This is a genomic window from Aegicerativicinus sediminis (assembly GCF_015476115.1).
Classification (GTDB): domain Bacteria; phylum Bacteroidota; class Bacteroidia; order Flavobacteriales; family Flavobacteriaceae; genus Aegicerativicinus; species Aegicerativicinus sediminis.
The window spans coordinates 1855198-1877329 of the sequence record NZ_CP064295.1; the positions used below are offsets into that span (position 1 = coordinate 1855198).

The following is a 22132-nucleotide window of genomic DNA, read 5'->3' on the forward strand; positions in this document are numbered from 1 at the left end:
CGTACGAAACGAGCCAAGGCTTTGATTTAAGGTTTTAAATTAGTGAATTAAACCGTCAAATCTAAGATTTGGCGGGGATAGTGGTTAAAAATACCGTCTAATACGGATGCCGTATTACATTTAGCCAATGTTGTGTGTAGTGTTTTTTATTCAGGTTCATATAGTTTTATTGGATAATCTTTAATAAAATTCCATTCAGGGTCATTTCGGTAATTCAATTCGAGATTTTTGTCCGAATGTTTATCTTTTAACTCATGGAATTTTTTAAAAAAGAATTTTGAATCAACTATGTAGTACCAATAGTTTCGTGCTCCGCCATAAGTTTCCACTAAAAAAATAATTCCGCCTTTTTTTGGATCAAAAAGATTTACAGCTTCTCCGTCAAAATCAATCAAAGATTCATTGTATTCTGCTGTTGGTAATCCGTTATCTTTTACACTTTCAAATTCGTGCGTAATGCAAATCAGTTTAGGGTATTTTGATCTATACTGCCAAATGTTCTTATAATTCGGAAGTCTCAAGTATAGTGGAAGTCCTTCATGTTCAGTTTTGGTTGTTAACCATTCCATTTCTTTGGTCGTTTTAGTTTGGCTGAAAGAAACGATTGTAAAAGTCAGAAATAGTAAAGTCAAATAATTTCTAAGTTTCTTATTCATTTCGATTTTCGGCATTACACACAACGCGTCGGCTAAGTGTAGTGCGGGGTTTTGAAAGCGTAAGTTTTCAACCCGTACGCAACGAGCCAAGGCTTTGGTTTAAGGTTTTAAATTAAAAAAATAAACCGTCAAATCTAAGATTTGGCGGGGATATTGGTTAAACTGGTTATCCTTTGTTGCAACGCCGTATTACATTTAGCCAATGTTGGCAATAGTTTTTTTATTTATGCATCAATTAAATATCCAATGTTATTGCAACGTATAAAAAAGCAAATAAAAATAGTATGGTCAGAATAGTGTTCCCTATTATTCCAATCAGAGTCAATTTCTTTTTTTCCTTGAACTCTTTATATCCAACAAAAATTCCTCCAATACTTATTCCAAATATTAAAATTCCAACTAAAGCATAATAAATATTCTCAGCATTTGTAAGTCCTAATTCAGTCCAAAATTCATTTGCAACAAGCATTAGGATAATCAAGATTACATTAATCAGCAGTAGAATATTTGTGGTGCTTTTAGTCATTTTCATAATTATTGCCAACGGTTAAGGCTATGCCCCGTTGACGGGTTTATATAGGCATAGCGTTTCATTAAAGATAGGCATTTTTAGGATTGAGTGTGTGAAGCTTACTATAAGGGAGGCCCTGGGGTATAGCCATTGTTGTGCTTTCGTTATTTTTTTAATTCATCTTCTATTAAATCCAAAATCTCCAAGATTCTAAGACGCAAAGCTTCAGATTGCAGATTTGCACCTTTATTATTCGCAATGGATATTGAAATCATAGACTCCAATTTTTTACTTGTCAATATTTCATTTAGAGTTGCACCTAGGCTGGAAGTTCCAATTTCTTCTTTGTATTCATTTATATTTTTATTTAATAGCCAATAATGGTCAATGTCGTTAATAAAACTATTATAGATATCTCTACCCAATCCCAAATCTGATATAATTGGATCAAATTGCTCATTCACTACTTTAGTCCAGACCACTTCGATTTCTATCACTCCAACTACATCCGAAGACCAGTTGGATAGTAGACGTTTCAATTCTTCATTTCGAATTAATCTTAAATTTTCAGAACTGGTTAAATCATTTTGTATAGGATCGAATGTCGGATCATTTCGCACCATAGCTAAGTCTTGTATTATACTATCCCGAACAATTCCAACAGGATTGTCAAAAGCCCTTAGCAATCTGAATGCCGAAGTAAGGATCTTTTCCCTAGTCTCCATTTTCTGTTCCAATTGTGAAAGGTTAGATTGATAGTCTTCTTGAAGTTGCTTTAGGATTACTTGCTCCTTTATTCTATCTTTTCTTTCCTCATTCCAATTATTGATTTGTAGTGCAATCAAAATTCCAATAACAACAAGTAGTATTTCTCCGAGAGCATATTTAAAATACTTTCCAGTATTACCTTCTGAAAGCAGTTGCTGACGAATGCGTCGAAAGAACTTAATCATGCTTTTTTAAAATTAAAAGAATTTCATCTACCAAATCCGCCATTTTTTGCTGACTCCTCAATCGGTTCAATTCTAATACCATTCTATCTGCTCCAAGATTAAATATTGAATGGTCAGCCTGTAGTTTCATTACATCTTCTTTCGACATAATATCTTTATTTATCGAATCAGTTAAAATATTTAAGCCCAATACATTTCTCATAATATTTGACTTCAATTTAAATCCATAGGGAGCAAATTTATTGTTTAAGGCATCTAGTAGATTCATACTTTCTTCTTGATCTTCAAAACCGATATCCAGTTCAGCATGAAATTCTGCCAATTTTTGCTTTAAGTCAGTATTGGTTAACAGATCAATATTACCTGTACTGATCATGGATTGGTAAGTTTTGGTAACGGGCTCAGGTCTTTCCCAAGCCCAAAACCCATCGAGCATTAAGTATGGTAAAGAGTCCTTTATGGTCATTAATTGTTTATTTTCATAACCTATTATTAATCGTCTTGAAGATTTAATATGCCTCTGCTGTTTATTAATGGTTTCCTGGAGCCTTGTTTCGGTTTCCCGGAAATCACTCAATAAAGCTATTTCCAATTCTTTTTCTTTGAGCCTGCTTTTCCTATTTTCATTCCAATTATTAATCTGTAGCGCAATTAAAATACCAATAACCACAAGCACAATTTCTCCGATTGCGTATATGAGATACTTGCTGAATTTATTTTCAGAAAGTAGTTTTTGTCTAATTTTTCTAAAGAACTTTATCATTGGTTTATGGTTAATCATAATAAAGCACAACGGTTTGTATAACGCAGCGTTGCGTTGGTTGAAACTAAGATAGTAAAATGAGGGAACTTTGGTTGGCGAGTGGATTACTATTAGGAAGCCATGAAGCAATGGGCGTTATACCGTGTTGGTAGTAGTTTTTATTTTTAATTCGGTTTTCTTTGTCAATAATTTATAAATTCCATTTCCAATTATTCCACCAACTAATAATGATACAATGAAATTCAAAATATTCGGTTCTGGATGTCCATTACTTGCTGGTCCAGCACTATAAAATAAACTCAAAAATGAATTCATCTCGTGAGTGTGATAATAGCAAATGTCTGGAATTAGTAATTCATATAACACAGTAAAACTGGTCAGAACTATTCCAATTCCGCAAATTGAAATCAAAGTCCATTTTAAAGTTTTACTTTCTTTCATTTATTTTTTTCTCGAAAAATGGTTTTGTCAGGTTTCTTAAAACGATGTAAATAATAATGAAACTTGAAACGATTAAAAGTCCGTTAAAGCTAAATTTCTCGTCTTTCATTCCTCCGAGAAAATAAAGTAATGTCCTAATTCCGACTAAAATGGAAAGCAAAATCATAATTCCGTAAAAGAAATTGATAGTTTTCCATAAATATTCAAACATTATTTGCTTGACGTATTTGTCTAGCATTTAGGTTTTCTCAAATTACTGCCAACGGTTTGTATAACGTAGCGTTGCATTGGTTGAAACTAAGATAGTAAAATGGGGGAACTTTGGTTGGCTAGGAAATTATCAACAAGGAATCTTCAATTTAAAGCCGACAACAAACGACAACAAACGAATGTAAATGCTTAAAAACCGAATAAGGCTTTCAACCCGTTACATCTTTGTACCGTTGAATGAGCCGATGGCCTTCAATAGTATCAATTGTTTAACGATAACATTTTAAAATTATGAACACGCTAAGAAACAAAGTACAGTTGATTGGAAACTTAGGAAACGATCCTGAAATCATTAACCTAGAATCTGGTAAGATACTTGCCAAATTCTCAATCGCCACAAACGAAACCTATAAAAATGCAAAAGGTGAGCGTATAACAGATACCCAATGGCATAATGTGGTTGCTTGGGGCAAAACCGCAAACCTTGTACAGCAATACCTCACCAAGGGTAAGGAAGTGGCCATAGAAGGTAAACTAACCAACCGCAGTTTTGAGACTAAGGAAGGGGAGAAGCGCTATATCACAGAGGTAGTTTGTAACGAACTGTTGATGATGGGTAAATAAGAAAAAAAATAATCACCCATAACCAAGGAAAAGCCCATAGTTTTGCTATGGGCTTTTCCATTTTTATTAAAACTCCTTCTTAAGGAAAAATCTAGTTAATTGTGATCTTTAAATTAATTAAAATTAAAGTTGACCTCTTAATTCTCCACCTGGAATAGCGATTGTATGAACATTCACATAAATCATCCCATCCCTAATTTGGGTGGCGAGGTCAGAAATAGTCATTCCCGCTAAAACGCCTCTTAAATTGTCAGCGGTTATCATGCCCTCTGCAAGCACACCATTAAATACTCCATCCGGAGAGCCTGCGTACAGACCGGCAACAACACCACCATTGGATCCAGCTTCGGCCCAATGAAAATGCGAAGCTACCGGATTATCCAGGTTAGCCACAATTAATTTGTAGTAAACATATGATTCGTCCGGACTTATTTTAACTATAACTTGGCCTGTGGCTTGGGAGTCATTTGCAGGCACCTCATTTGATCCACTTAAGTGGGTTGTAAAATTAAATTTCATTCCCTTTTTCGCGTCTATTGTATTTTCAGCTGAAAATAAGGCACTTTCAGTTTGGTCAATCGGCTCGTTAGAACAGCCAAATAGGATCATAAGAAATCCTACAACCATCAACGGTAATACTAATTTGTTTTTCATAAAAATTGGATTAATTAATAACTTTTAAGTTGAAAATGAACTACATATGTGTTCATTCAACTTTTCATACATAAAACAATCTAAGTGAGCTAAATCCTGAAAATTTCGATGAACTACCTGTATCCTCGTGCATTTACAACCAATCTCCTTTAAAAAGGTAACTACTTGCTAAGAGACAATCCTAAATAAATCAAATCCAGTTAAATACACATATATTCTAGCCTTTATTAAGTAGAATAAATTGAAAATTGATTTCTACATCATTCGCTATTTTATTGGCTACAATTTTTGGAATAGTGATGTTGAAATCTTCTGGTTTAAGATTAAAGAGGCCTTGCATTGAAAACCCTCCATCCTTCTTCACTAAATCCACCGCAACACCTTCAATAGATTTGGTAACCCCGTGGAATTCAATGTCTCCTTCCAAACGATAATTGCCTGATGCATTTTCCGAAGTCCAATCAACTATTTTTCCTTTGAATGAAGCTTTTGGATACTTGTTCGATTCTGCATAATTTTCATTGAAATGCTCTTCCATGAGAGCATTTTTGAAACGAAATCCTTTCACCAATACCAAAGCCGCCATTTCTCCCGTATCGGTATCTAAAATGGCGGTGGCAGTTGTGGAAGTGGCAGCAACTTCCTCAAAGGAAGGCACTGAAGCTTCAAAGCTAACGGTCCCACTTCGCGTAACATACTTTTGTGCAAAAAGGCATTGACCTATTAATAAGCTTAAAACAAAAACAAGATGTTTCATACATTATTCAATAAAACCACCATCTCTCCAGGCCTCAATTCTATCCCTAGAGGTTTGTGGCAACTGCGCTCCGTTAAATGGCATGGCATAACCTGCCTGAGTGCTATTTATTCGCTGTATTAGTTGGTTGTTTTCTACTGCGCTTTTTACTTGAGAATAGGTGGTCAAGGATACACTGGCACCATTGTTAGGGGTGCTTCCATGACAAGATACACAATTACTGCTCATTATAGGGGCAATATGAGTATTGTAAGTAATGGTCGTACTCCCAGGATCATTCCCGTTTCCTCCTGGGTCCGTAACATCATCCTCACTGTCACTAGAGCATGATAGAATTAATAGGGATGTAAAAACTAAAAGAGATAACTTTTTCATAGCATTAAATTTTAAAAGGTTCTACTTAGATTAAAACCAAAATATATTATGCCTTCACCCCAGTCTCCCGAGGCTTGGCTTAAAAAATAATTGGTGTTCATAGGTTGTGCATTGGTAAAATGCATTTGGAAAACGTGTCCACCTGTTTCCAGGTCTAATCCGATGGAAAAAGGATTTTTAAATGGTGATGAATCGGCACGGTTAAGATGCCAGCCATAATCCATATTCAAGGAAAAGCGTCTTCCCAATTTATAGCGTCCACCCACACCCAAGGCAAACTGTGAATTATCCTGTTCATTATTGGAAACATAATTGTCATGGAAATATGTGGGGATTATTTCCAAGGAAAGCTTATCGGTCATTTTTCGTGAAATAAGCAATTGTGTGGCATAACTTACCCGATGTTTAAATTCTAATCCGGGTAAATTATCTGTGTCATAATCCGTATTTATCATCAAAGAATTGTAACCGACGATGGTAACAGGAAATCCGTTTACTTTTTGACTTATAAGTCGATATTTTAAGGCACCCTCATAAATTTTTTGGTAAGAACTTCTAGATACACTCACATTCAGCCATTCGGTTACTCCATAAACAAAATTTAAGCGTGTAACAGCATCGTCTAATCCAAAAAAGCTGTCGAATCCTCGATCGATACTTCCGAATCTGTGTGAAACAATAAAGGTTAATTCTTTGTGGGCTACCAGTTTAGTAGATTCAAAATTTACAATTTTAAGGCCTTTGAAAACCGCTATTACATCCGTATCTGTTTCATCGGTATCAATTTCGTTTAAGAGGTCATCTTGAGCGTTGATAAAAAGAGGTACTAAAACTAAAAGAAAGAGAAATAGTAAATGTTTCATATTACTGTTTTATAAAGCGTTTGGTTTGGGTTAGATTGCCAGATTGGGCCTTTATAAAGTACAGCCCCTGCTGCCATTTAGAAATGTCAATGAGGACATCATCTTCGACTAGTTCAAAACTAACCTGCATACGTTGTCCCATCACATTAAAACTCGTTAATGTTATATCTGTTAAGGTAGTTGGGAATTTAAGGGTTAAGAATTCGCGGGCAGGATTTTTTACAACCGTAAAGCCTATTAGGGCATTGTCATCAACACTTAATGCATTAGAAACAGTTATCACACCGTCCATACCAGGGTGAAATTCACATTCATAAGGATTTGCACCTTCCAAATTAAATGTTTTTGAATATTTAGAACCTTCACCTGTAAGGCTACCACTGTCGAAGGTTTCGGTAGATCCTGATTTATTGGTAACGGTATGGGGAAAGGTGTCATCCCAAATCCATTCTACTGTATCGCCAGTTTCAATGTCTAGACTGGCATCTTCGTCGTTAATGCCAATTTTCCATAATATTTGATAGGTAGTTTGGGCAGATATGATTTGTAGGGGGACTAAGAATAATAGAGCTAATACTAACTGTTTCATTGCTAAAGGTCTTTATTGGTTATAACTGTACATTGGTCTAATTTTAATTCTCCAAGTAGGTCGTCAAAGCCAATTAATCTGCCTTTTATAGTTATACTAGTTCCTTTAGTAGTTTTAGATATTGATGGAGTCTGGTCAAATTCGCAGTAAATGTTGTTTTCAATTACTAAGGACTTTTCCTGTATGCCGGTTAATTCTCCCTGAATTTGAATGGTGTTATTGAGATATTTAAGTTCATTTTCTTTGGAATTGTTTTGAAATTCCTTAATCAGTTTTTCTGCCTCTATACTTAGGCTTGGTTTCTCCTCTGATATATTCCTGTGGTCTTGGTTGATATATAGATAGCCCAATACACCCAAAACACAAATGCTGATTATTAAGAGGATTAATTTTTTCATTTTTTTTGATGATTCTTTTGGTTTAACTGCCCCAGTTATACTGGGGCAGCACCAACCAAATGCGGTCTTAGCCTTTTTGGGTGCTAGGGTGTAGACCGCAAACTATTTCTCTTTTTCATATTTATTTTCACCCTAAGCTTTGCTAAATGTTAATAGGTCTATATCGCCGCTTCCACTGCTATCATCTTCTAGATCTATTCTCGAGTTGGAGAAATTCATAACATGCCAATCATCTATTAGGTCATCAAAATCATGATCTTCGGGCACATTAAATGACAAATTAAAGTGCATATGGTCTTGTGAGTCATCATCCTCAGATGTAATGCTCCACGTACCATTAATTGTTACGTCTCCTTTTTGCGCGATAACATTTCCATTACTGTTAAACTGGAAAATATACCCGCTATAATCTGAAGTTTCATTCTGGCCAGAATCTATGTAGTTGGAAATAATCCAGTTGCTACCAATAGTATTTTGTACCAGTTGTTCATTTAGTGTGTTGTCATTATTACTGTCATCGCTGGAGCAGTTTATAAGACAAACACTTAAAAGAATGCCTAGGCACGGATATATTACCCACCTTTTAATTGCATTCGCTTTCATATCGCATACGGTCGTTTTCTCCTTTACGGAAATTAATTTTTGTTTCTCCATAACTATTTTCAATTTTATGTAGTCTCCAGTTATTATTACAATAAGGCATTTCGGGGATATTTATAGTTACTATTAAGTCATTGTCTTGACCAGATGTTTCGAAGGTTCCATAATACAATTCGCCATCATAATCTACAGTTATTTTGCCGTCCCTCGAGAATTGAAAGCTATACCCCTCATAATAATCATCATAATCATAATCGTAACGTTCCAGTTTATCAACCTCCCAATAATCACATTGGGTTAGGATATCTAGTAGGTTATCTGGTGTACAACCGTAACAATCATCATCCCGAAAATCGAGGTCGTCATCTTCATTGCAAAAATCTTCATAAGCTGCCAGGGTAGATTGTAATTCTTGAATGTTATTAACGGTTAGGGTTTCTTCGTCGGAGGTTTTTAAAACCAAGGGAAATTGGATAGATACAACATCTGCCGGTGTAAGGGAAGACAGAAAATCGAACATGTCGTTGTCCGTAAAAATGTTATAGGTGTCTATGCTTTCTGTTGCAATATTGAAAGATAAAAATGTAACCGGATAGACAAAATCGATACATTCAATGTCGTCATCACTACCATCTTGTGGGCAGCTTTCTATATAATCTTCTAATTGGTCCTCATTTACTATAGTCACTATATTAAAATCTGAGGTTAAAACCTGAAATGGATAAATTAAGTCGTAGTCATCATCGTTCTTCTCATCCAACAAGTCCTCCAATAAGTCAAGATCTTCCAAAGAGTTAATGACAATGGTCTCATCATCAATCTCAACTTCAACTGGAAAAATCACCGTGAGGCAACTTGCCTTGTCAATAATATTATCTCTAGAACCATCTAATAAGCTAGTATTTTCCATTAAGATGGCGGCTGTAGAACTTGCCACCAACTGTTCTTCTTCAGATGGGGCATAAAAGTCGATGCTCTCCTTTCTACAGGAAACAACTAGGGTTAGAATCAAAACGAAAATTAATAGGCGTTTCATAAAGACTACTTTGCTTTCTTTATAATTAAACAACTGACCGCTTCCAAATCCTGAAAATTTGTAAATTTTTTTTTCATCATTATACTAATTGGGCTTATTCAGATAATTTTTACATTTAACCAACTAACTAATTTTTGTGGCGAAGAAGGAGGAATCACATATTTGCGAGGAACAACGGTTTAGGTCTCTTTATGAGCAGCATGCCAAGCCTCTCCATGATTTTTTATACTACAAGTTCGGGGAGGAAGTACATGCAAAAGATAAGGTGCAAGACGCCTTTGTTACTTTGTGGAACAATTGTAAAAAGGTAAGTCTAGCCAAAGCTAAATCGTATCTTTTTACGGTTGCCAATAATTTTGCCTTGAATGATATGAAGCATAAAAAGGTTGTTTTAAAATATAAGAACATAAAACCTCAATCGGTAACACATCAGAATCCACAATTTTTATTGGAGGAAAAACAATATTTAGATCGTTACCAAAAAGCTCTTGCCATGCTAGGGGAGGAACAGCGGGTCGCCTTTATGTTAAATAAGGTTGAGGGGAAATCCCACCAAGAGATAGCTGATCTTTTGGGGGTTACTAAAAAGGTAGTTGAGTATAGAATTTATAGTGCTTTAAAACAACTAAAATTAAATTTAGATGATTTTTCGGTTTAATTTTCAGGAGAATGGGTTTCACGATTGTTATATTGTAAAGAATTGAACATGACCGAGGAGGAATTGGTGAAAAAATGGCTAGCTCAAGAGCTATCCGAAGAAGAGCAGCAACGCTTCGACGCTTTAAAAGATTCGGAAGATTTTAAGCGTATAGTAAGTGCTGCCCAAAATTTTGCAAAACCAACTTCTGAAACCCCTTATACTTTCAAAGAGTTTAAGGATAAAGCTTCAGTGCAACGTCCAAAAACCAATTTGTGGTATCTTAGAATTGCTAGTATTTTGGTGCTGGCATTCTCCATTTATATGTTGTGGTTTTACCCTTCCAGTATTGTAAAGGAGGCTAAATTTGCAGAGAATGAAAGTTTTTCGCTTCCAGATAATTCCGAGGTGGTTTTAAATGCAGGCAGTAGGCTAACTTTTAATGAGGATGCTTGGCCAGATCAAAGAATTTTAGAATTAGATGGTGAGGCGTATTTCTCCGTCACTTCTGGAAAGACGTTTAGTGTGCAAACCAAGATGGGTACTATAACCGTTGTAGGGACCCAGTTTAATGTTGCAATCAGAAATTCGTTTTTGGAAGTTACCTGTTACGAAGGCAAGGTAAGGGTTGAATTTGACGAATTTTCTAAAATTTTGAATCCAGGTGAAAGGGTAGTTAAATTGTTTGATGAGGTACGCTTGCAAACTGTGGACGATATTTCACCGGATTGGCGTGATGGTATGAGTAAGTTTGATAATGTTCCATTTTATATAGTTTGTGATGAGTTAGAGCGTCAATTTAATGTGGATTTACAGTTAGAAGATATAGATGAATCAAGAAAATTTAATGGGGCTTTCCCGAATAACAATTTGGAGAATGCCTTATCAGCAATAACCAAACCAATGAATTTAGGTTTTACAATTAGGTCCAACCGGGTTGTAATCCATGCCGAACACAATTAAAAAAAATGTCATACTTGGGTGCCTTTTGTATGCTCTGAGCCTTTTTGGTCAGCAGCCTGATATCTCCATGCCCTTAATTGATATTATTGATTCCTTAGAACAACGTTTCCAAGTAAAATGCAATTATGCCCCTGATATTGTTGAGGATGTCATTGTGTTTAATTTTCCAGCAAATGCTAGTTTAGATACATCTCTTGCCTTTTTAAATAATCATACAAACTTAGGATTTGAAAAAACTAATGATCGATTAGTGATAATAACTCCACCGAAGCAAGTTGCGATTTGTGGTTATTTGAAGGATGCAGAAACTGGCAAATACCTGTTTAATACAGAATTTATTGCGGGTAAGACGGTGGTAAGATCTGATGAAACTGGTTTTTTCAAAGAAGTCTTTGCCGATTTAGCAGAACCGTTGAGCCTTGAAGTATATGGTTACAAATCTCAAACAATTAATCAACTCAATGTTGCGGGGGGTTGCCAGATTTTTATTTTGGAATCTCAACCGGAACAGCTATCAGAAATAATTATCACCAACTACCTAACAAAAGGAATAGACAAGCTAAATGATGGGTCCTTTAGTATCAATACCAATGAATTTAGCATACTGCCGGGACTAGTTGAATCAGATGTGCTGCATACAGTGCAAATGTTTCCAGGAATTTTCAGTATCAACGAAACAGTTTCAGAAATTAGTATTCGAGGAGGCACAAGCGACCAAAATTTAATCCTTTGGGATGGTATAAAAATGTATCAAACCGGACATTTCTTTGGGCTAATTTCAATGTTTAATCCCCAAATGACACAAAAGGTAAGTCTTATAAAAAATGGGTCGAGCCCGGCTCTTGGTGATGGTACATCTGGCACAATCTCTTTAGAAACAGAAGATGTGGTTAACAATGTTTTTAAAGCCAGCTTTGGGCTAAATCTTTTAAACGCAAGTATGTTTATGGACATGCCATTGGGCGAAAAATCATCCTTGCAATTAGCGGCGCGTAAAGGGTTAAGCAAATGGTTTGAAACACCAACCTTTAACCGATATTTTGATAGGATCTCTCAAAACACAGAGGTGGAACGTAACTCACAAAATTCAATTTCAAAGGATAAAAATTTTGATTTTTATGACACCAGCCTACGTTATCTGTATCAGATTAGTCCGAAGGATGTGTTTAGGGTAAATTTTATCCTCACTTATAACGACCTGAGTTTTCAGGAGGGAATTTTGGAAGAAGGACAGTTTAATTCATTAGATAGCAACCTTAGCCAAAATAGTATTGCTGGTGGTATTACCTATGAGCGTAAATGGAACTCGAAATTTTCAACAGAATTACAGGTTTATGAGACCGATTATTTGCTTGAAGGTACCAATGCAAACGTTTTTAACAATCAGAGTTTATTTCAAACAAACAAGGTGTCGGAAACGGGTGCGCAGATTTCCTTTTTATATAAATTTTCAAATACTATTGCCCTTAATGGGGGATACAAGTTTTCGGAAACTGGTATTACGAATGGTAATATTGTCGATAATCCACCTTACCGTTTATCGGTGACAGAGGTTGTTAGGGAACATGCTGGGTTCTCACAAATAAATATAAAATCAATAAATGCAAACCGTTCTTTAAAGGCTGGTGCTAGATTAAGTTATATTCCAAAATTCGAGAAGACGTTTTTGGAACCCCGGATATCATTCTCCCAACGATTACTTCCCGGTATAACAATGGAGTTGCTAGGAGAATTGAAACACCAAACAACCTCTCAATTAATCAATTACCGAACAGATTTTTTAGGAATTGAAAAACGGCGCTGGTTTTTGGCGGATGAAGAAATGATACCAGTTATTAGAAGTCAACAAATATCCCTAGGCTTCTATTATGAAAAGCAACAATGGTTGCTGAGTGCAGAAGGGTATTATAAAAAATTAAAAGGTTTAACCTCCCAAAGCCAGGCGTTTCAAAATCAGTATGAATTAATACAGACGCATGGATCTAACACTGTGTATGGTTTGGATGTGTTGGTTCAGAAAAAATTTGAAAATATTGAATTTTGGTTGAGCTACGGACTAATGGATAATAATTATTTGTTTAAGGACATTGCCGAAGACGCTTTTCCTAGTAATTATGACATAACTCATAATAGTTCGTTTGGCAGTGCCCTTAACTTGGGTAATTTACAGCTTTCAATGGGCTTGCATTGGCGAACCGGAAAGCCCATAACCTTACCGTTAGATGGGAATGAAGTTATTGAGGACACGGTTAATTTTGGACAAGTAAATGCCTATAGGTTGGAAGATTATTTCCGTGTAGATGCCTCAGCAATTTATAATCTAGGTTTAAAAAGTGGAAGCGATCTAATTTTTGGTATATCACTTTGGAATATGTTCAATACTGGTAACGTCTTAGATGATTTTTATCGTATTGAAGAAAACCAAGTTAAAGCATCGTACCAAAATGGCCTGCAATTTACTCCTAATGCCCTTATCCGTTGGGAACTTTAATTGAGGCTTATAACTTTCTCCTCTGAAATAAAAGATCCATTGTCGCTTACACCTTCAATAAATAATTTTACGGAATCGAAATTGTGGTTTTCAAATTGAATTTCTACTACACCATCTTCATTAATTCCCAGAATAGGAAACCAACCAATTACTCCATAATCTTGGAAAAAGGAGTTGGAGTAAGAAGTGTATTTTGGGGTGTAAAACTTTTCTGGCTTGCTAAAGGTTAATGGGTAATCCTTCATCAAAACCGTTTGTTGGGTCTTAGTGTATGAGGCCGCATTAGGGTCAGTAAAAATTTGTATGGTGCCCCCAGCTCCTCTAAAACCCTCGCCAAACCCAGATCTATTTAAAACAACATAATCAACAATTCGCATGTCAAAATTTAGTAAAATAGAGGTGTCGAATAGTTGCATTCCGTCAAGGAAGACGATAGGGTCAGCTCTCAAATTTATGCTCGATGTACCTCGTCTTAAATCATAAATTTTTAATTCTCCGTTCAGGTCGTAAACCCTATACCCTCGAGTTCTCAAATAACTAGCTATATCATAAAATCGTTTTCTCATATTATCATCAAATAGGTCAACATTCCCGAATACTATTTCATCTTTAATTTTTTCCCTGCGCATTTTCTCTCTTTGTACCGTAAGAGTTACCTCGTCTAATTGTTCTATGTGATCCCATGAGGATTTTAAAATTTCACTTTGATTTGCCGTAGGTTCATTTTGATCACTTACAATGTTTTGATTTTTTGCTTCCAATACCTTCTGTTGTAGTTCATAATCAACGAATTTTGAAGGGGTAAACTGAAGGTAAACGGAAGGTGTCTTAGGTTTGCCCTTTTTAGTTAACTTAGAAATTTTCATTTTCTCATTTCCAAATGGGAAAAGAGCTTGCAATTTAATTTTTGGATCTCCCTGTGGCTTTAATACTTCAAATTGATTAACCTTGCTAGGATGTATCAAATAATCGGCATCCATGTCATCATTTAATGTGCCGTTAACTGTAATTCCATTTTCGAAGGGAAATAGAATTTTGGGAGGATTGTTGAAAAGGTCATTCCAATTATAAGAACTCCATCCCTGGGTCATTAATAACATATCCATTTCATACTTTTTGGCAGCATTAATCTCTTTAAAATAATAAGGGGCATTTTCTACAGGTGCTTTAAGAAATGGAGTTAAAAAAGCTTTAGAAATAATGTTTTGATTTTGCCTATACGCCTTTGTTTCAATAGGTAAAACCGAAATACTTAAATTATGTGGTTCTTTGCCCTTAAAATCATTTATTGTTAATTTAATATTTATGGAATCATTTAAAAATTTTTGACCTAGCAGCTCACTATCTGCCATATCTACACCTTCGTAATTAAAATAAAGACGTTCTAAAATGGGTCGGTTTTGATCATCAAAAAATGTAAGAATATTGATTCCAGTATATAAATCCTTTGTTTCAAGATATTTCATCAATTGCAGTTCATCCTTAAAGCTGAAATTTATTGTTTTTCCGGAGCTACCGTTGTGTATTAAGAGGTAATAAGGCTTATCTGCTACTCGGGGTAGTGTTGAGTTGTTTGTCTGAATTGCAACTGCAATCCCACCTTTTAATTGAGACAACATTAAGTTAAATCCGATATGGTCCGCAGCTGGTAGGTTGATGCTGTATTGGTTTTCTTTGTGATTAGTTTTCAAAACATATTTTTCTCCTGGTAAAGGATGTATCATGCACTTTGCAATACCGAATTGGTTTGTGCTAAAGGAGGTGAGGTATTCTCCGGTTACAGTTTCTATAGTTCCTTGTAAATTTGCAACCCCTAACCCCTTTGAATCCTTTGCAATTATTCCTAAGGAATTGTTGGCTTCTAAAAGAAGATGTCCTCCTTCAGGAAGCACTTGTATGTCTATATGTGTATTGGTTTGCGGAACTTCTTCTGTTTGGGGAAATGGATCAATAACATGAAAATATTGCTTATAAGCATTGGGCTCATTGAAGTTTCTTTGGTAATTGGTATATGCAGTTAAAGTGTACTTGCCTTTGGGAAGTTCTTCATTAATCAAAAAGTTGTCATAAACCAAACCGTTGTACATAGCTAACAATTTTTCTTTAACAATTTCCCCCTTCTCATTTGTAATTTTAAGATAAATATTTCGTGTTTCTTTGGAGAGTAATTTGGTTCTTTTTTCCAGACAATAGATGGTAAATCCGGCAGTTTCCCCAGTAGTGAAATGTGTTTTGTTAAGGTGAACATAAACCAACTCCCTTGGTAATTTGGTGTAGGCTGTATAATTGTTTAATAAACCGTCTTGGTTGCTTTTAGTTTCTTGACCAAATACTAATGTTACAGCAATTAACATATATGCAGTAACAATTGATTTGCTTAGAGCCCCTGTAGTATTTATCCTTAATGAATTTTTTAAACTCTCCATAGCTTTTGGTTTTATTTGAAAGAACTTATATGCGATGTGCGTAACCCCTTTGTTTTTAAAATAATAAAAGATTACATAATATCACAGAGTTCTATGTTTTTATTAATTTATGACTATTGTTTTCTCCTCAGAAATAAAGGATCCATTCTCACTTACCCCTTCAATAAAAAGTTTAAATGATTTATAGTCATGGTCTTCAATTCTAAATTCTACCATCCCTCTTTTATTAGCTTTAAGGAGGGGTAACCATTCTATTACACCATATTCCTTAAAAAAAGAATTTGTATAGAACGTATATTTTGGAGCATAGAATTTGTTAGGCCTACTAAATGTTAATGGATATTCTTGAGATAGCACCGTGGGTGATGAATAATTGAATGGAACTTTAGGATCCGTATATATTTTAATACTGCCTCCATAATCTAATTGGCTGCCACCCAGACCAGAATCATTAAATACGATATAGTCTATGTTTGCCATCGTTATGGAGTATAATAATTCATTATTCATCAACGGCATATCGTCTATATATATCTGGGGTGGTCTGTTATTATTAAAACTATTTGGTCCCCTTCGTCCAAATATTTGAAAGGTTCCCATTTCATTAACCACCTGATAACCTTTAGTTCTTAAATAACTTGCTAAATCCATAAACCTGTTTCTGGTTTGTTCATTAAAAACATCAACCTTGCCCATGAGGTTGTCATTTTCTAAATCTCGTTTTCTCCTTGTTTCCAAGTTAACCGTTAAGGTAACTTCATCCAATTGTTCTATTTCAGTCCAAGACGTTTCAACAATTTGAGAGAAATTATAGTCTATGACCAATTCTTCAGATTTTGGTTTCATAATTGGTTGATTATGTTTAAAATCTAAAAATTTGGATGGAAAGAATTGTAAATATAAACTTGGCTTTTTTAGTTTTCCTTTTTTATTCAATTCAGAAATTGATATCAATTCATTTTCAAAAGGGAATAGTCCGTCCAAAGTAAATTTATTTTGGTCCTTTGGGTCAATTATTTCCATTGAATTGGCCAAGCTGGCATAAACCATGTATTCGTGTCCTACCTCGCCATTTATAGTGGCGCTAACACCTATGCCATTTTCAAAGGGATAAAGTATTTTAGGTGGGTTATTGAAAATGTCGTGCCAATTATAAGAGCTCCATCCTTGGGTAAGCAATAGCATGTCTAACTCATATTCTTTAGCAATAGTCACATCACGGAAATAGTATGATGCATTTTCTATAGGGCTTTTTAGGTATGGAGAAAGGAAGCTTTTTGATAAGATATTTTGCTGTTGAACGTTAGCCCTAGTTTCTGTAGGCAAAACCGATATGCTTATATTGTGCAGGTCAGATTGTGAAAAATTTTCAATTGGTAACTTTACGCTTAAGTATTCTAAGGTAGAATCTTTTTCTTTCTTGATTCTCGCATCACCTGAATTTTTAATAGCCAACCCCTCCATATTAAAAATAAGGCGCTCTAATAATGGATTGTCCTGGTCATCAAAAAAGGTGAAGATATTTATTCCTGGAAATAAATCTGATTTGCCAATAAATTTTATAACCTCCGTACTGTCTTCAAACTGAATATGAATCGCTTTGATTGTTGAGCCATCATGAAAAATGAGCTTGAATTTTTCATTCTTAACCGTTGGAAAGGTTTTAGAGTTTGTTTTAATTGAAACGGCTATTTTATCCTTTAAATGGGAAAAACTAAAATTTACACCTTGCAAATCTGCAATTGGTAAAAGAACTGAATGGTTCTGTCCTCGATAAGTTACCCTGGCATAATATTTATTGCCATTATTTACAAAAAGCCAAGTTTTGGCAATGCCGAATTTGTTGGTAGTAAACGTAGATAATATCGTGCCGTCTGACCTTTCAATAACTCCGCTGAGGTTAGGTATACCATATCCATCTTCAGATTTTATAATTATTCCTATGGAATTATTAACTCCATTTAACAAATGTCCACCTTCTGCTAAAACTTGTAAGTCTATGCTATCATCAACTTTTTGTGAATACTCTGGTGCTGTGCTCGGGTCAACCACGAAAAAATGCTGTGAATAAGAATTTGGCTCCTTAAAATTCCTTTGGTAATTAGTATAGGTAGTTATTGTATATGTGCCATGAGGAAGAAGTTCGTCAACGTAAAAACTATCGAATGAAATTCCATTGACCATTACTAATAATTTTTCCTTAACAATTAATCCTTTTTCATCGGTAATACGGCAATAGATGTTCCTGGTATCTTTTAATGGTTTTTTGCTGCTCTTATCAATGCTATAAATTGTGAAACCAACCGTTTCGCCTGTTAAGTAATGAGTCTTGTTAAGGTGGACATATAGAATTTCCCGCGGGAGCTCAACATAACGGGAATATTTTGCAATTAAGCTATCTTTTATGGGGACATTGTCTTGTGGAAATAACTTATAACTGCCAAATAAAAAAATTAAAATAACGAGGATGTTGCCCAAGTCTTTATTCAGGGAGCAATAAAGTTTATTGCAATTGGTCATTTATAAAAGGTTGGTTTAGTTGTTCTAATATCGTGAAATAATGTAATTTTTCATTTCGCAACCTTAAAAAAACCTCAAGCATCGTGCCGCTTTAATAAATTCTTCACATTTTTTTTCTTAAATATTAGGGAATCATTAATTTTTAATGGAGGAATTAACCATGTTAATTAGCTTTCTTAATTTTAGCAGTTCAAGAATTAAAATTCAAAAATTTTGCAACCAAAATTAGCCCGTTTCAAACAGAACGTTTTAGCAAAGTATCAGATATATAATAGCATCTTTATGACGCTCCCTTTTGATACGATTACTAAAACAGGTGCATTACTTCCATTATTCCATGAAACCTGTAAAAAGGGCTATGAGGCTGGTGATGATCCAACAACAATTGTAAATACCTTTTTCAAAAAATACCAAGGCAGAAGAAACTGGCAAAGCCAGATTAACCTATTGTTTAGGTTCATTCAATATATAGAACGTCAGGTTGTTTTATTTGATGCTATAGAAGATGCGGCGTTTCCCGTGGTTAATAATATGGAGGGTATTGGTACACTAAGAAGTTTAAAAGAGGCTGCCGCCGCAGAAGATAAACTTGAATTGCTAAAAAAGTATCTGGAAGAATTTAAAGTTCGTATTGTGTTAACTGCACACCCTACACAATTTTATCCAGGAAGCGTTTTAGGTATTATTACCGATTTGGCTGAGGCTATTAAAGCGAATGATTTGTTAACCATCAATGATTTGTTGGCACAATTAGGCAAAACACCCTTCTTTAAACATGAAAAGCCTACACCTTACGATGAAGCAGTAAGTCTTATTTGGTATTTAGAAAATGTATTTTATTATTCTTTCGGAAATGTCTATGACTACATTTCCAAAAATATCTTCGATTCAAAAAACATTGATAACGATATAATTAATATTGGTTTTTGGCCGGGCGGTGACAGAGATGGGAACCCCTTTGTTACACCTGAAATTACGTTGCAAGTTGCCAAACGTTTGAAAGAAACTATCCTAAAAAATTATTATCGCGATATTAGGAAACTTAAGCGAAGGTTAACGTTTAAAGGGGTTACAGACCAAATTACCCGATTAGAACACAAAATTTATAATAGAACCGTAACAATAGACGAGCTTAAAACGGAATTAAATCTTATTCGTAAAACTCTTGAAAAAGATTATTACAGCTTGTTCATCGATGAGGTGGATAGTTTCATTAACAAGGTGCATATTTTCGGGCTTCATTTTGCTACCCTAGATATTCGCCAGGATAGCCGTGCACACGACAAGGTATTTACTACCATGGTTCAAAGGTTGATTGATAAGGGTTCCAATATATTTCCAAAAAATTATTTTGAGCTAACAGAAAAGCAACAGGTTAAAATACTGTCAGGTATTTCGGGACAAATAGATATCGGTCTTTTTGATGATGATGACGTTTTAAAAACCTTGCAGACCATGCGAGCTATTAAAACAATTCAAGAGACTAATGGAGAAAGGGCAGCAAATCGCTATATCATTAGCAACAACCAAACTACATTAAATGTAATGCAGCTTTGGGCCATGTTAAAATTGGTGGCTTTTCACGACAAATTAACCGTGGATATCGGGCCTTTATTTGAAACAATTACCGATTTGGAAAATGCTCCAAAGGTAATGGAAGAACTGTATACCAATAAGTACTACAAAGCGCACCTAGCATCTAGAGGCAATAAACAGACCATAATGTTGGGCTTCTCAGATGGTACGAAAGATGGTGGGTATCTAATGGCAAACTGGGGAATTTTTAAAGCTAAAGAGAGACTTACCGAGGTTTCAAGGAAACATGGAATAACCGTCATATTTTTTGACGGTCGAGGAGGACCGCCTGCTAGAGGAGGTGGTAAAACTCACCAGTTTTATGCGTCTTTAGGCCCCACTATTGAGGATAAGGAAGTTCAGCTTACAATTCAAGGACAAACCATTAGTTCTAATTTTGGAACACTAGAATCCTCTCAATATAACTTAGAACAGTTAATAAGTTCCGGTATTTTGAACCGTCTGAACGAGACCAATATGGGCATGCGCTCTAAAAATGTAAAAATCATTGAGGATCTAGCGCAAAGAAGTTACAAGGCCTATTCGGATTTTAAGAGTCATCCAAAATTCTTGCCTTATTTAGAGCGTATGAGTACCTTAAAATATTATGCTAAAACTAATATTGGAAGCCGTCCATCTAAACGTGGCAAGTCTGATCAATTAGTGTTTTCAGATTTAAGGGCAATCCCATTCGTTGGTTCTTGGAGCCAATTAAAGCAAAATGTACCAGGATTCTATGGTGTAGGTACCGCATTGAAGCATTATGAAGATGAAGGGAAGTTTGATAAAGTTCAAAAGCTTTATCAGACATCAAATTTCTTTAAAACTCTTGTTGAAAATAGTATGATGTCCCTGTCTAAATCGTTCTTCGATTTAACAAAGTATATGGCTGAGGACGAAGAATTTGGAGAGTTTTGGAATCTTATTCACGATGAATATCAACTTACGAAGAGGCTGTTATTGAAAGTTACGGGTTACAAAACCCTAATGGAAGAAGAGCCGGCAGGGAAAGCTTCTATTGATATTAGGGAATCTATCGTATTACCCTTATTGACAATCCAACAATTTGCATTAAAACATATTCAAGAAATGCGAAAATCGGGAGAATTTGATGCCGAAGAAATGGAAGTGTTTGAAAAGTTGGTGACACGTTCTTTATATGGAAATATTAACGCTAGTAGGAATTCAGCCTAATTAAAGCTCGAAACGGTAAAGCAGTTCCAATTTAAAAAATAGACTACCTCGGATATCGGGGTTAAGCTGGGTTCGATCATCTCCTATTGACCAAGCCAGGAAATACAGGTCGATTTTGTCATTTATATCGTAAACCTCATTGCGGTTAACTGCATACCCAATTTTTGCTTTTGCAAAAATGTGTTCATCAGGGGTTCTCATTTTTAAATAACCGGCAAACTCCATTCTGCGTTGCTCAGTATACAATTCGTCATCAACAATCCCATGTAATCTGAAAGTACGCTGCATGCCGTAATAATCGATTCCTAAAGTGAAGTGTTCCAATCGCCAATTGATATCCGCAGAAATGGGCAAGGAAACATCGGCTTCGAAAAACTCTTTGTCGTCTATATAGTAAAATCCCCATATAGGTGTAGTGGTTACGCCAAAAGCCTCTTCCGAAAGATATAAGCCATAACGATAAAAATGTCGTCGACTTAGGTAATTTTTAAATATAGCAAACCCTCCCAAGTAGAAATCATCACTCGAGAATTCTTCATAATCTGAGGCAATTTTGGGAAGTACTACAAATACACCCGACCAATCCGCGCTCAGCTTTGTGGAATAGCCTAACGTTAGGGTAGTGCTATATAGATTGGCAGGACGGCTATTGGGAAATAATTGTGTTTTATAATAAAAGAAACTTGTGCCAAATAAAAATGCCTGATCTTGGTTAAGTTCAACCGGTATAAGTGCATTGAAATCTAATGAATTAACTGTTGTAGAATTATCTGATCCTTTGAAAGAGGAAGAAAAATTATGGATTAGGCCAAGTTTAAACAGGTCAACATAATCCTGCGCCAATAACATGGATGGCAGGCTGAGGGACGCCAGTAAAAGCCATTTTAACATGGAAA

Annotated in this window: 21 protein-coding genes; 5 read left to right on the forward strand and 16 right to left on the reverse strand. The window is 35.3% G+C overall.

The window, feature by feature from the left end; all coding sequences use genetic code 11:
• Positions 1-146: 146 nt before the first annotated feature.
• From ISU00_RS07990 to ISU00_RS08010, 5 genes are all read right to left on the reverse strand, one after another.
• Positions 147-569, reverse strand: coding sequence for a DUF695 domain-containing protein (locus tag ISU00_RS07990; RefSeq protein ID WP_228853533.1), 423 nt, complete (start codon positions 567-569; stop codon positions 147-149).
• Between the two features lie 322 nt (positions 570-891).
• On the reverse strand, positions 892-1188 hold the full coding sequence (locus ISU00_RS07995) for a hypothetical protein (RefSeq protein ID WP_228853534.1): 297 nt from the start codon (positions 1186-1188) through the stop codon (positions 892-894).
• A gap of 143 nt (positions 1189-1331) precedes the next feature.
• Positions 1332-2120 (reverse strand): DUF6090 family protein, encoded by a 789-nt coding sequence (locus ISU00_RS08000; protein ID WP_228853535.1) that lies wholly within the window; start codon positions 2118-2120, stop codon positions 1332-1334.
• Positions 2113-2883, reverse strand: coding sequence for a DUF6090 family protein (locus ISU00_RS08005; protein ID WP_228853536.1), 771 nt, complete (start codon positions 2881-2883; stop codon positions 2113-2115). The genes ISU00_RS08000 and ISU00_RS08005 overlap by 8 nt, the downstream gene beginning before the upstream one ends.
• 135 nt (positions 2884-3018) lie before the next feature.
• Positions 3019-3324, reverse strand: a complete 306-nt coding sequence (locus tag ISU00_RS08010; RefSeq protein WP_228853537.1) for a hypothetical protein — start codon at positions 3322-3324, stop codon at positions 3019-3021.
• Positions 3325-3825: 501 nt separating this feature from the next.
• Here ISU00_RS08010 and ISU00_RS08015 point away from each other — a divergent pair.
• Positions 3826-4158: a single-stranded DNA-binding protein gene (locus ISU00_RS08015; RefSeq protein ID WP_228853538.1), complete on the forward strand. Its 333-nt coding sequence runs from the start codon at positions 3826-3828 to the stop codon at positions 4156-4158.
• Between the two features lie 123 nt (positions 4159-4281).
• Here ISU00_RS08015 and ISU00_RS08020 read toward each other — a convergent pair whose 3' ends face one another.
• From ISU00_RS08020 to ISU00_RS08055, 8 genes are all read right to left on the reverse strand, one after another.
• Positions 4282-4812 carry a CHRD domain-containing protein gene (locus ISU00_RS08020; RefSeq protein WP_228853539.1) on the reverse strand — a complete coding sequence of 177 codons (531 nt, stop codon included), beginning with the start codon at positions 4810-4812 and terminating at the stop codon, positions 4282-4284.
• Between the two features lie 217 nt (positions 4813-5029).
• Positions 5030-5569 (reverse strand): YceI family protein, encoded by a 540-nt coding sequence (locus tag ISU00_RS08025; protein WP_228853540.1) that lies wholly within the window; start codon positions 5567-5569, stop codon positions 5030-5032.
• Between the two features lie 3 nt (positions 5570-5572).
• Positions 5573-5944 carry a c-type cytochrome domain-containing protein gene (locus tag ISU00_RS08030; protein ID WP_228853541.1) on the reverse strand — a complete coding sequence of 124 codons (372 nt, stop codon included), beginning with the start codon at positions 5942-5944 and terminating at the stop codon, positions 5573-5575.
• An 11-nt stretch (positions 5945-5955) separates the two neighbouring features.
• Positions 5956-6807, reverse strand: a complete 852-nt coding sequence (locus tag ISU00_RS08035; RefSeq protein WP_228853542.1) for a DUF5777 family beta-barrel protein — start codon at positions 6805-6807, stop codon at positions 5956-5958.
• A 1-nt stretch (position 6808) separates the two neighbouring features.
• Positions 6809-7396, reverse strand: coding sequence for a T9SS type A sorting domain-containing protein (locus ISU00_RS08040; RefSeq protein ID WP_228853543.1), 588 nt, complete (start codon positions 7394-7396; stop codon positions 6809-6811).
• A 2-nt stretch (positions 7397-7398) separates the two neighbouring features.
• Complete coding sequence (locus ISU00_RS08045; RefSeq protein WP_228853544.1) at positions 7399-7794, reverse strand: OB-fold protein; 396 nt, start codon at positions 7792-7794, stop codon at positions 7399-7401.
• A gap of 132 nt (positions 7795-7926) precedes the next feature.
• A complete protein-coding gene (locus ISU00_RS08050) occupies positions 7927-8397 on the reverse strand; it encodes a hypothetical protein (RefSeq protein ID WP_228853545.1) in 471 nt (156 codons plus the stop codon).
• Entirely contained in the window at positions 8378-9430 is a 1053-nt protein-coding gene (locus tag ISU00_RS08055) for a hypothetical protein (RefSeq protein WP_228853546.1), read from the reverse strand. The genes ISU00_RS08050 and ISU00_RS08055 overlap by 20 nt, the downstream gene beginning before the upstream one ends.
• A 136-nt stretch (positions 9431-9566) precedes the next feature.
• Between ISU00_RS08055 and ISU00_RS08060 the strand changes: the two genes are divergently transcribed.
• Genes ISU00_RS08060 through ISU00_RS08070 form a run of 3 tightly spaced genes read left to right on the forward strand, consistent with a single transcriptional unit; the run spans position 9567 to position 13521 of the window.
• Positions 9567-10088 carry an RNA polymerase sigma factor gene (locus ISU00_RS08060; RefSeq protein ID WP_228853547.1) on the forward strand — a complete coding sequence of 174 codons (522 nt, stop codon included), beginning with the start codon at positions 9567-9569 and terminating at the stop codon, positions 10086-10088.
• A 48-nt stretch (positions 10089-10136) separates the two neighbouring features.
• The gene (locus ISU00_RS08065) at positions 10137-11030 is read left to right on the forward strand and encodes a FecR family protein (RefSeq protein ID WP_228853548.1); all 894 of its coding nucleotides are present in this window, start codon (positions 10137-10139) and stop codon (positions 11028-11030) included.
• Positions 11014-13521, forward strand: a complete 2508-nt coding sequence (locus tag ISU00_RS08070; protein ID WP_228853549.1) for a TonB-dependent receptor plug domain-containing protein — start codon at positions 11014-11016, stop codon at positions 13519-13521. Before ISU00_RS08065 ends, ISU00_RS08070 begins: the two co-directional genes overlap by 17 nt.
• On the opposite strand, the gene ISU00_RS08075 is transcribed toward ISU00_RS08070, so the two are convergent.
• Entirely contained in the window at positions 13518-15947 is a 2430-nt protein-coding gene (locus ISU00_RS08075; RefSeq protein ID WP_228853550.1) for a hypothetical protein, read from the reverse strand. The two genes, ISU00_RS08070 and ISU00_RS08075, sit on opposite strands and share 4 nt — an antisense overlap.
• A gap of 102 nt (positions 15948-16049) precedes the next feature.
• Complete coding sequence (locus ISU00_RS08080; protein ID WP_228853551.1) at positions 16050-18467, reverse strand: hypothetical protein; 2418 nt, start codon at positions 18465-18467, stop codon at positions 16050-16052.
• Positions 18468-18749: 282 nt separating this feature from the next.
• On the opposite strand from ISU00_RS08080, the gene ISU00_RS08085 reads away from it, so the two are divergent.
• Positions 18750-21236, forward strand: coding sequence for a phosphoenolpyruvate carboxylase (locus ISU00_RS08085; protein ID WP_228853552.1), 2487 nt, complete (start codon positions 18750-18752; stop codon positions 21234-21236).
• Here ISU00_RS08085 and ISU00_RS08090 read toward each other — a convergent pair whose 3' ends face one another.
• Complete coding sequence (locus tag ISU00_RS08090) at positions 21237-22127, reverse strand: DUF6268 family outer membrane beta-barrel protein (protein ID WP_228853553.1); 891 nt, start codon at positions 22125-22127, stop codon at positions 21237-21239.
• Between the last annotated feature and the right edge of the window lie 5 nt (positions 22128-22132).

Coding starts and splice junctions, on each gene's coding strand:
- ISU00_RS08035 (WP_228853542.1), bottom strand. CDS start 6,807: ATGAAACATTTACTATTTCTCTTTCTTTTAGTTTTAGTACCTCTTTTT.
- ISU00_RS08045 (WP_228853544.1), bottom strand. CDS start 7,794: ATGAAAAAATTAATCCTCTTAATAATCAGCATTTGTGTTTTGGGTGTA.
- ISU00_RS08090 (WP_228853553.1), bottom strand. CDS start 22,127: ATGTTAAAATGGCTTTTACTGGCGTCCCTCAGCCTGCCATCCATGTTA.
- ISU00_RS08050 (WP_228853545.1), bottom strand. CDS start 8,397: ATGAAAGCGAATGCAATTAAAAGGTGGGTAATATATCCGTGCCTAGGC.
- ISU00_RS08085 (WP_228853552.1), top strand. CDS start 18,750: ATGACGCTCCCTTTTGATACGATTACTAAAACAGGTGCATTACTTCCA.
- ISU00_RS08020 (WP_228853539.1), bottom strand. CDS start 4,812: ATGAAAAACAAATTAGTATTACCGTTGATGGTTGTAGGATTTCTTATG.
- ISU00_RS07995 (WP_228853534.1), bottom strand. CDS start 1,188: ATGAAAATGACTAAAAGCACCACAAATATTCTACTGCTGATTAATGTA.
- ISU00_RS08070 (WP_228853549.1), top strand. CDS start 11,014: ATGCCGAACACAATTAAAAAAAATGTCATACTTGGGTGCCTTTTGTAT.
- ISU00_RS08040 (WP_228853543.1), bottom strand. CDS start 7,396: ATGAAACAGTTAGTATTAGCTCTATTATTCTTAGTCCCCCTACAAATC.
- ISU00_RS08000 (WP_228853535.1), bottom strand. CDS start 2,120: ATGATTAAGTTCTTTCGACGCATTCGTCAGCAACTGCTTTCAGAAGGT.
- ISU00_RS08080 (WP_228853551.1), bottom strand. CDS start 18,467: ATGACCAATTGCAATAAACTTTATTGCTCCCTGAATAAAGACTTGGGC.
- ISU00_RS08015 (WP_228853538.1), top strand. CDS start 3,826: ATGAACACGCTAAGAAACAAAGTACAGTTGATTGGAAACTTAGGAAAC.
- ISU00_RS08010 (WP_228853537.1), bottom strand. CDS start 3,324: ATGAAAGAAAGTAAAACTTTAAAATGGACTTTGATTTCAATTTGCGGA.
- ISU00_RS08075 (WP_228853550.1), bottom strand. CDS start 15,947: ATGGAGAGTTTAAAAAATTCATTAAGGATAAATACTACAGGGGCTCTA.
- ISU00_RS08065 (WP_228853548.1), top strand. CDS start 10,137: ATGACCGAGGAGGAATTGGTGAAAAAATGGCTAGCTCAAGAGCTATCC.
- ISU00_RS08055 (WP_228853546.1), bottom strand. CDS start 9,430: ATGAAACGCCTATTAATTTTCGTTTTGATTCTAACCCTAGTTGTTTCC.
- ISU00_RS08005 (WP_228853536.1), bottom strand. CDS start 2,883: ATGATAAAGTTCTTTAGAAAAATTAGACAAAAACTACTTTCTGAAAAT.
- ISU00_RS08025 (WP_228853540.1), bottom strand. CDS start 5,569: ATGAAACATCTTGTTTTTGTTTTAAGCTTATTAATAGGTCAATGCCTT.
- ISU00_RS07990 (WP_228853533.1), bottom strand. CDS start 569: ATGGAATGGTTAACAACCAAAACTGAACATGAAGGACTTCCACTATAC.
- ISU00_RS08030 (WP_228853541.1), bottom strand. CDS start 5,944: ATGAAAAAGTTATCTCTTTTAGTTTTTACATCCCTATTAATTCTATCA.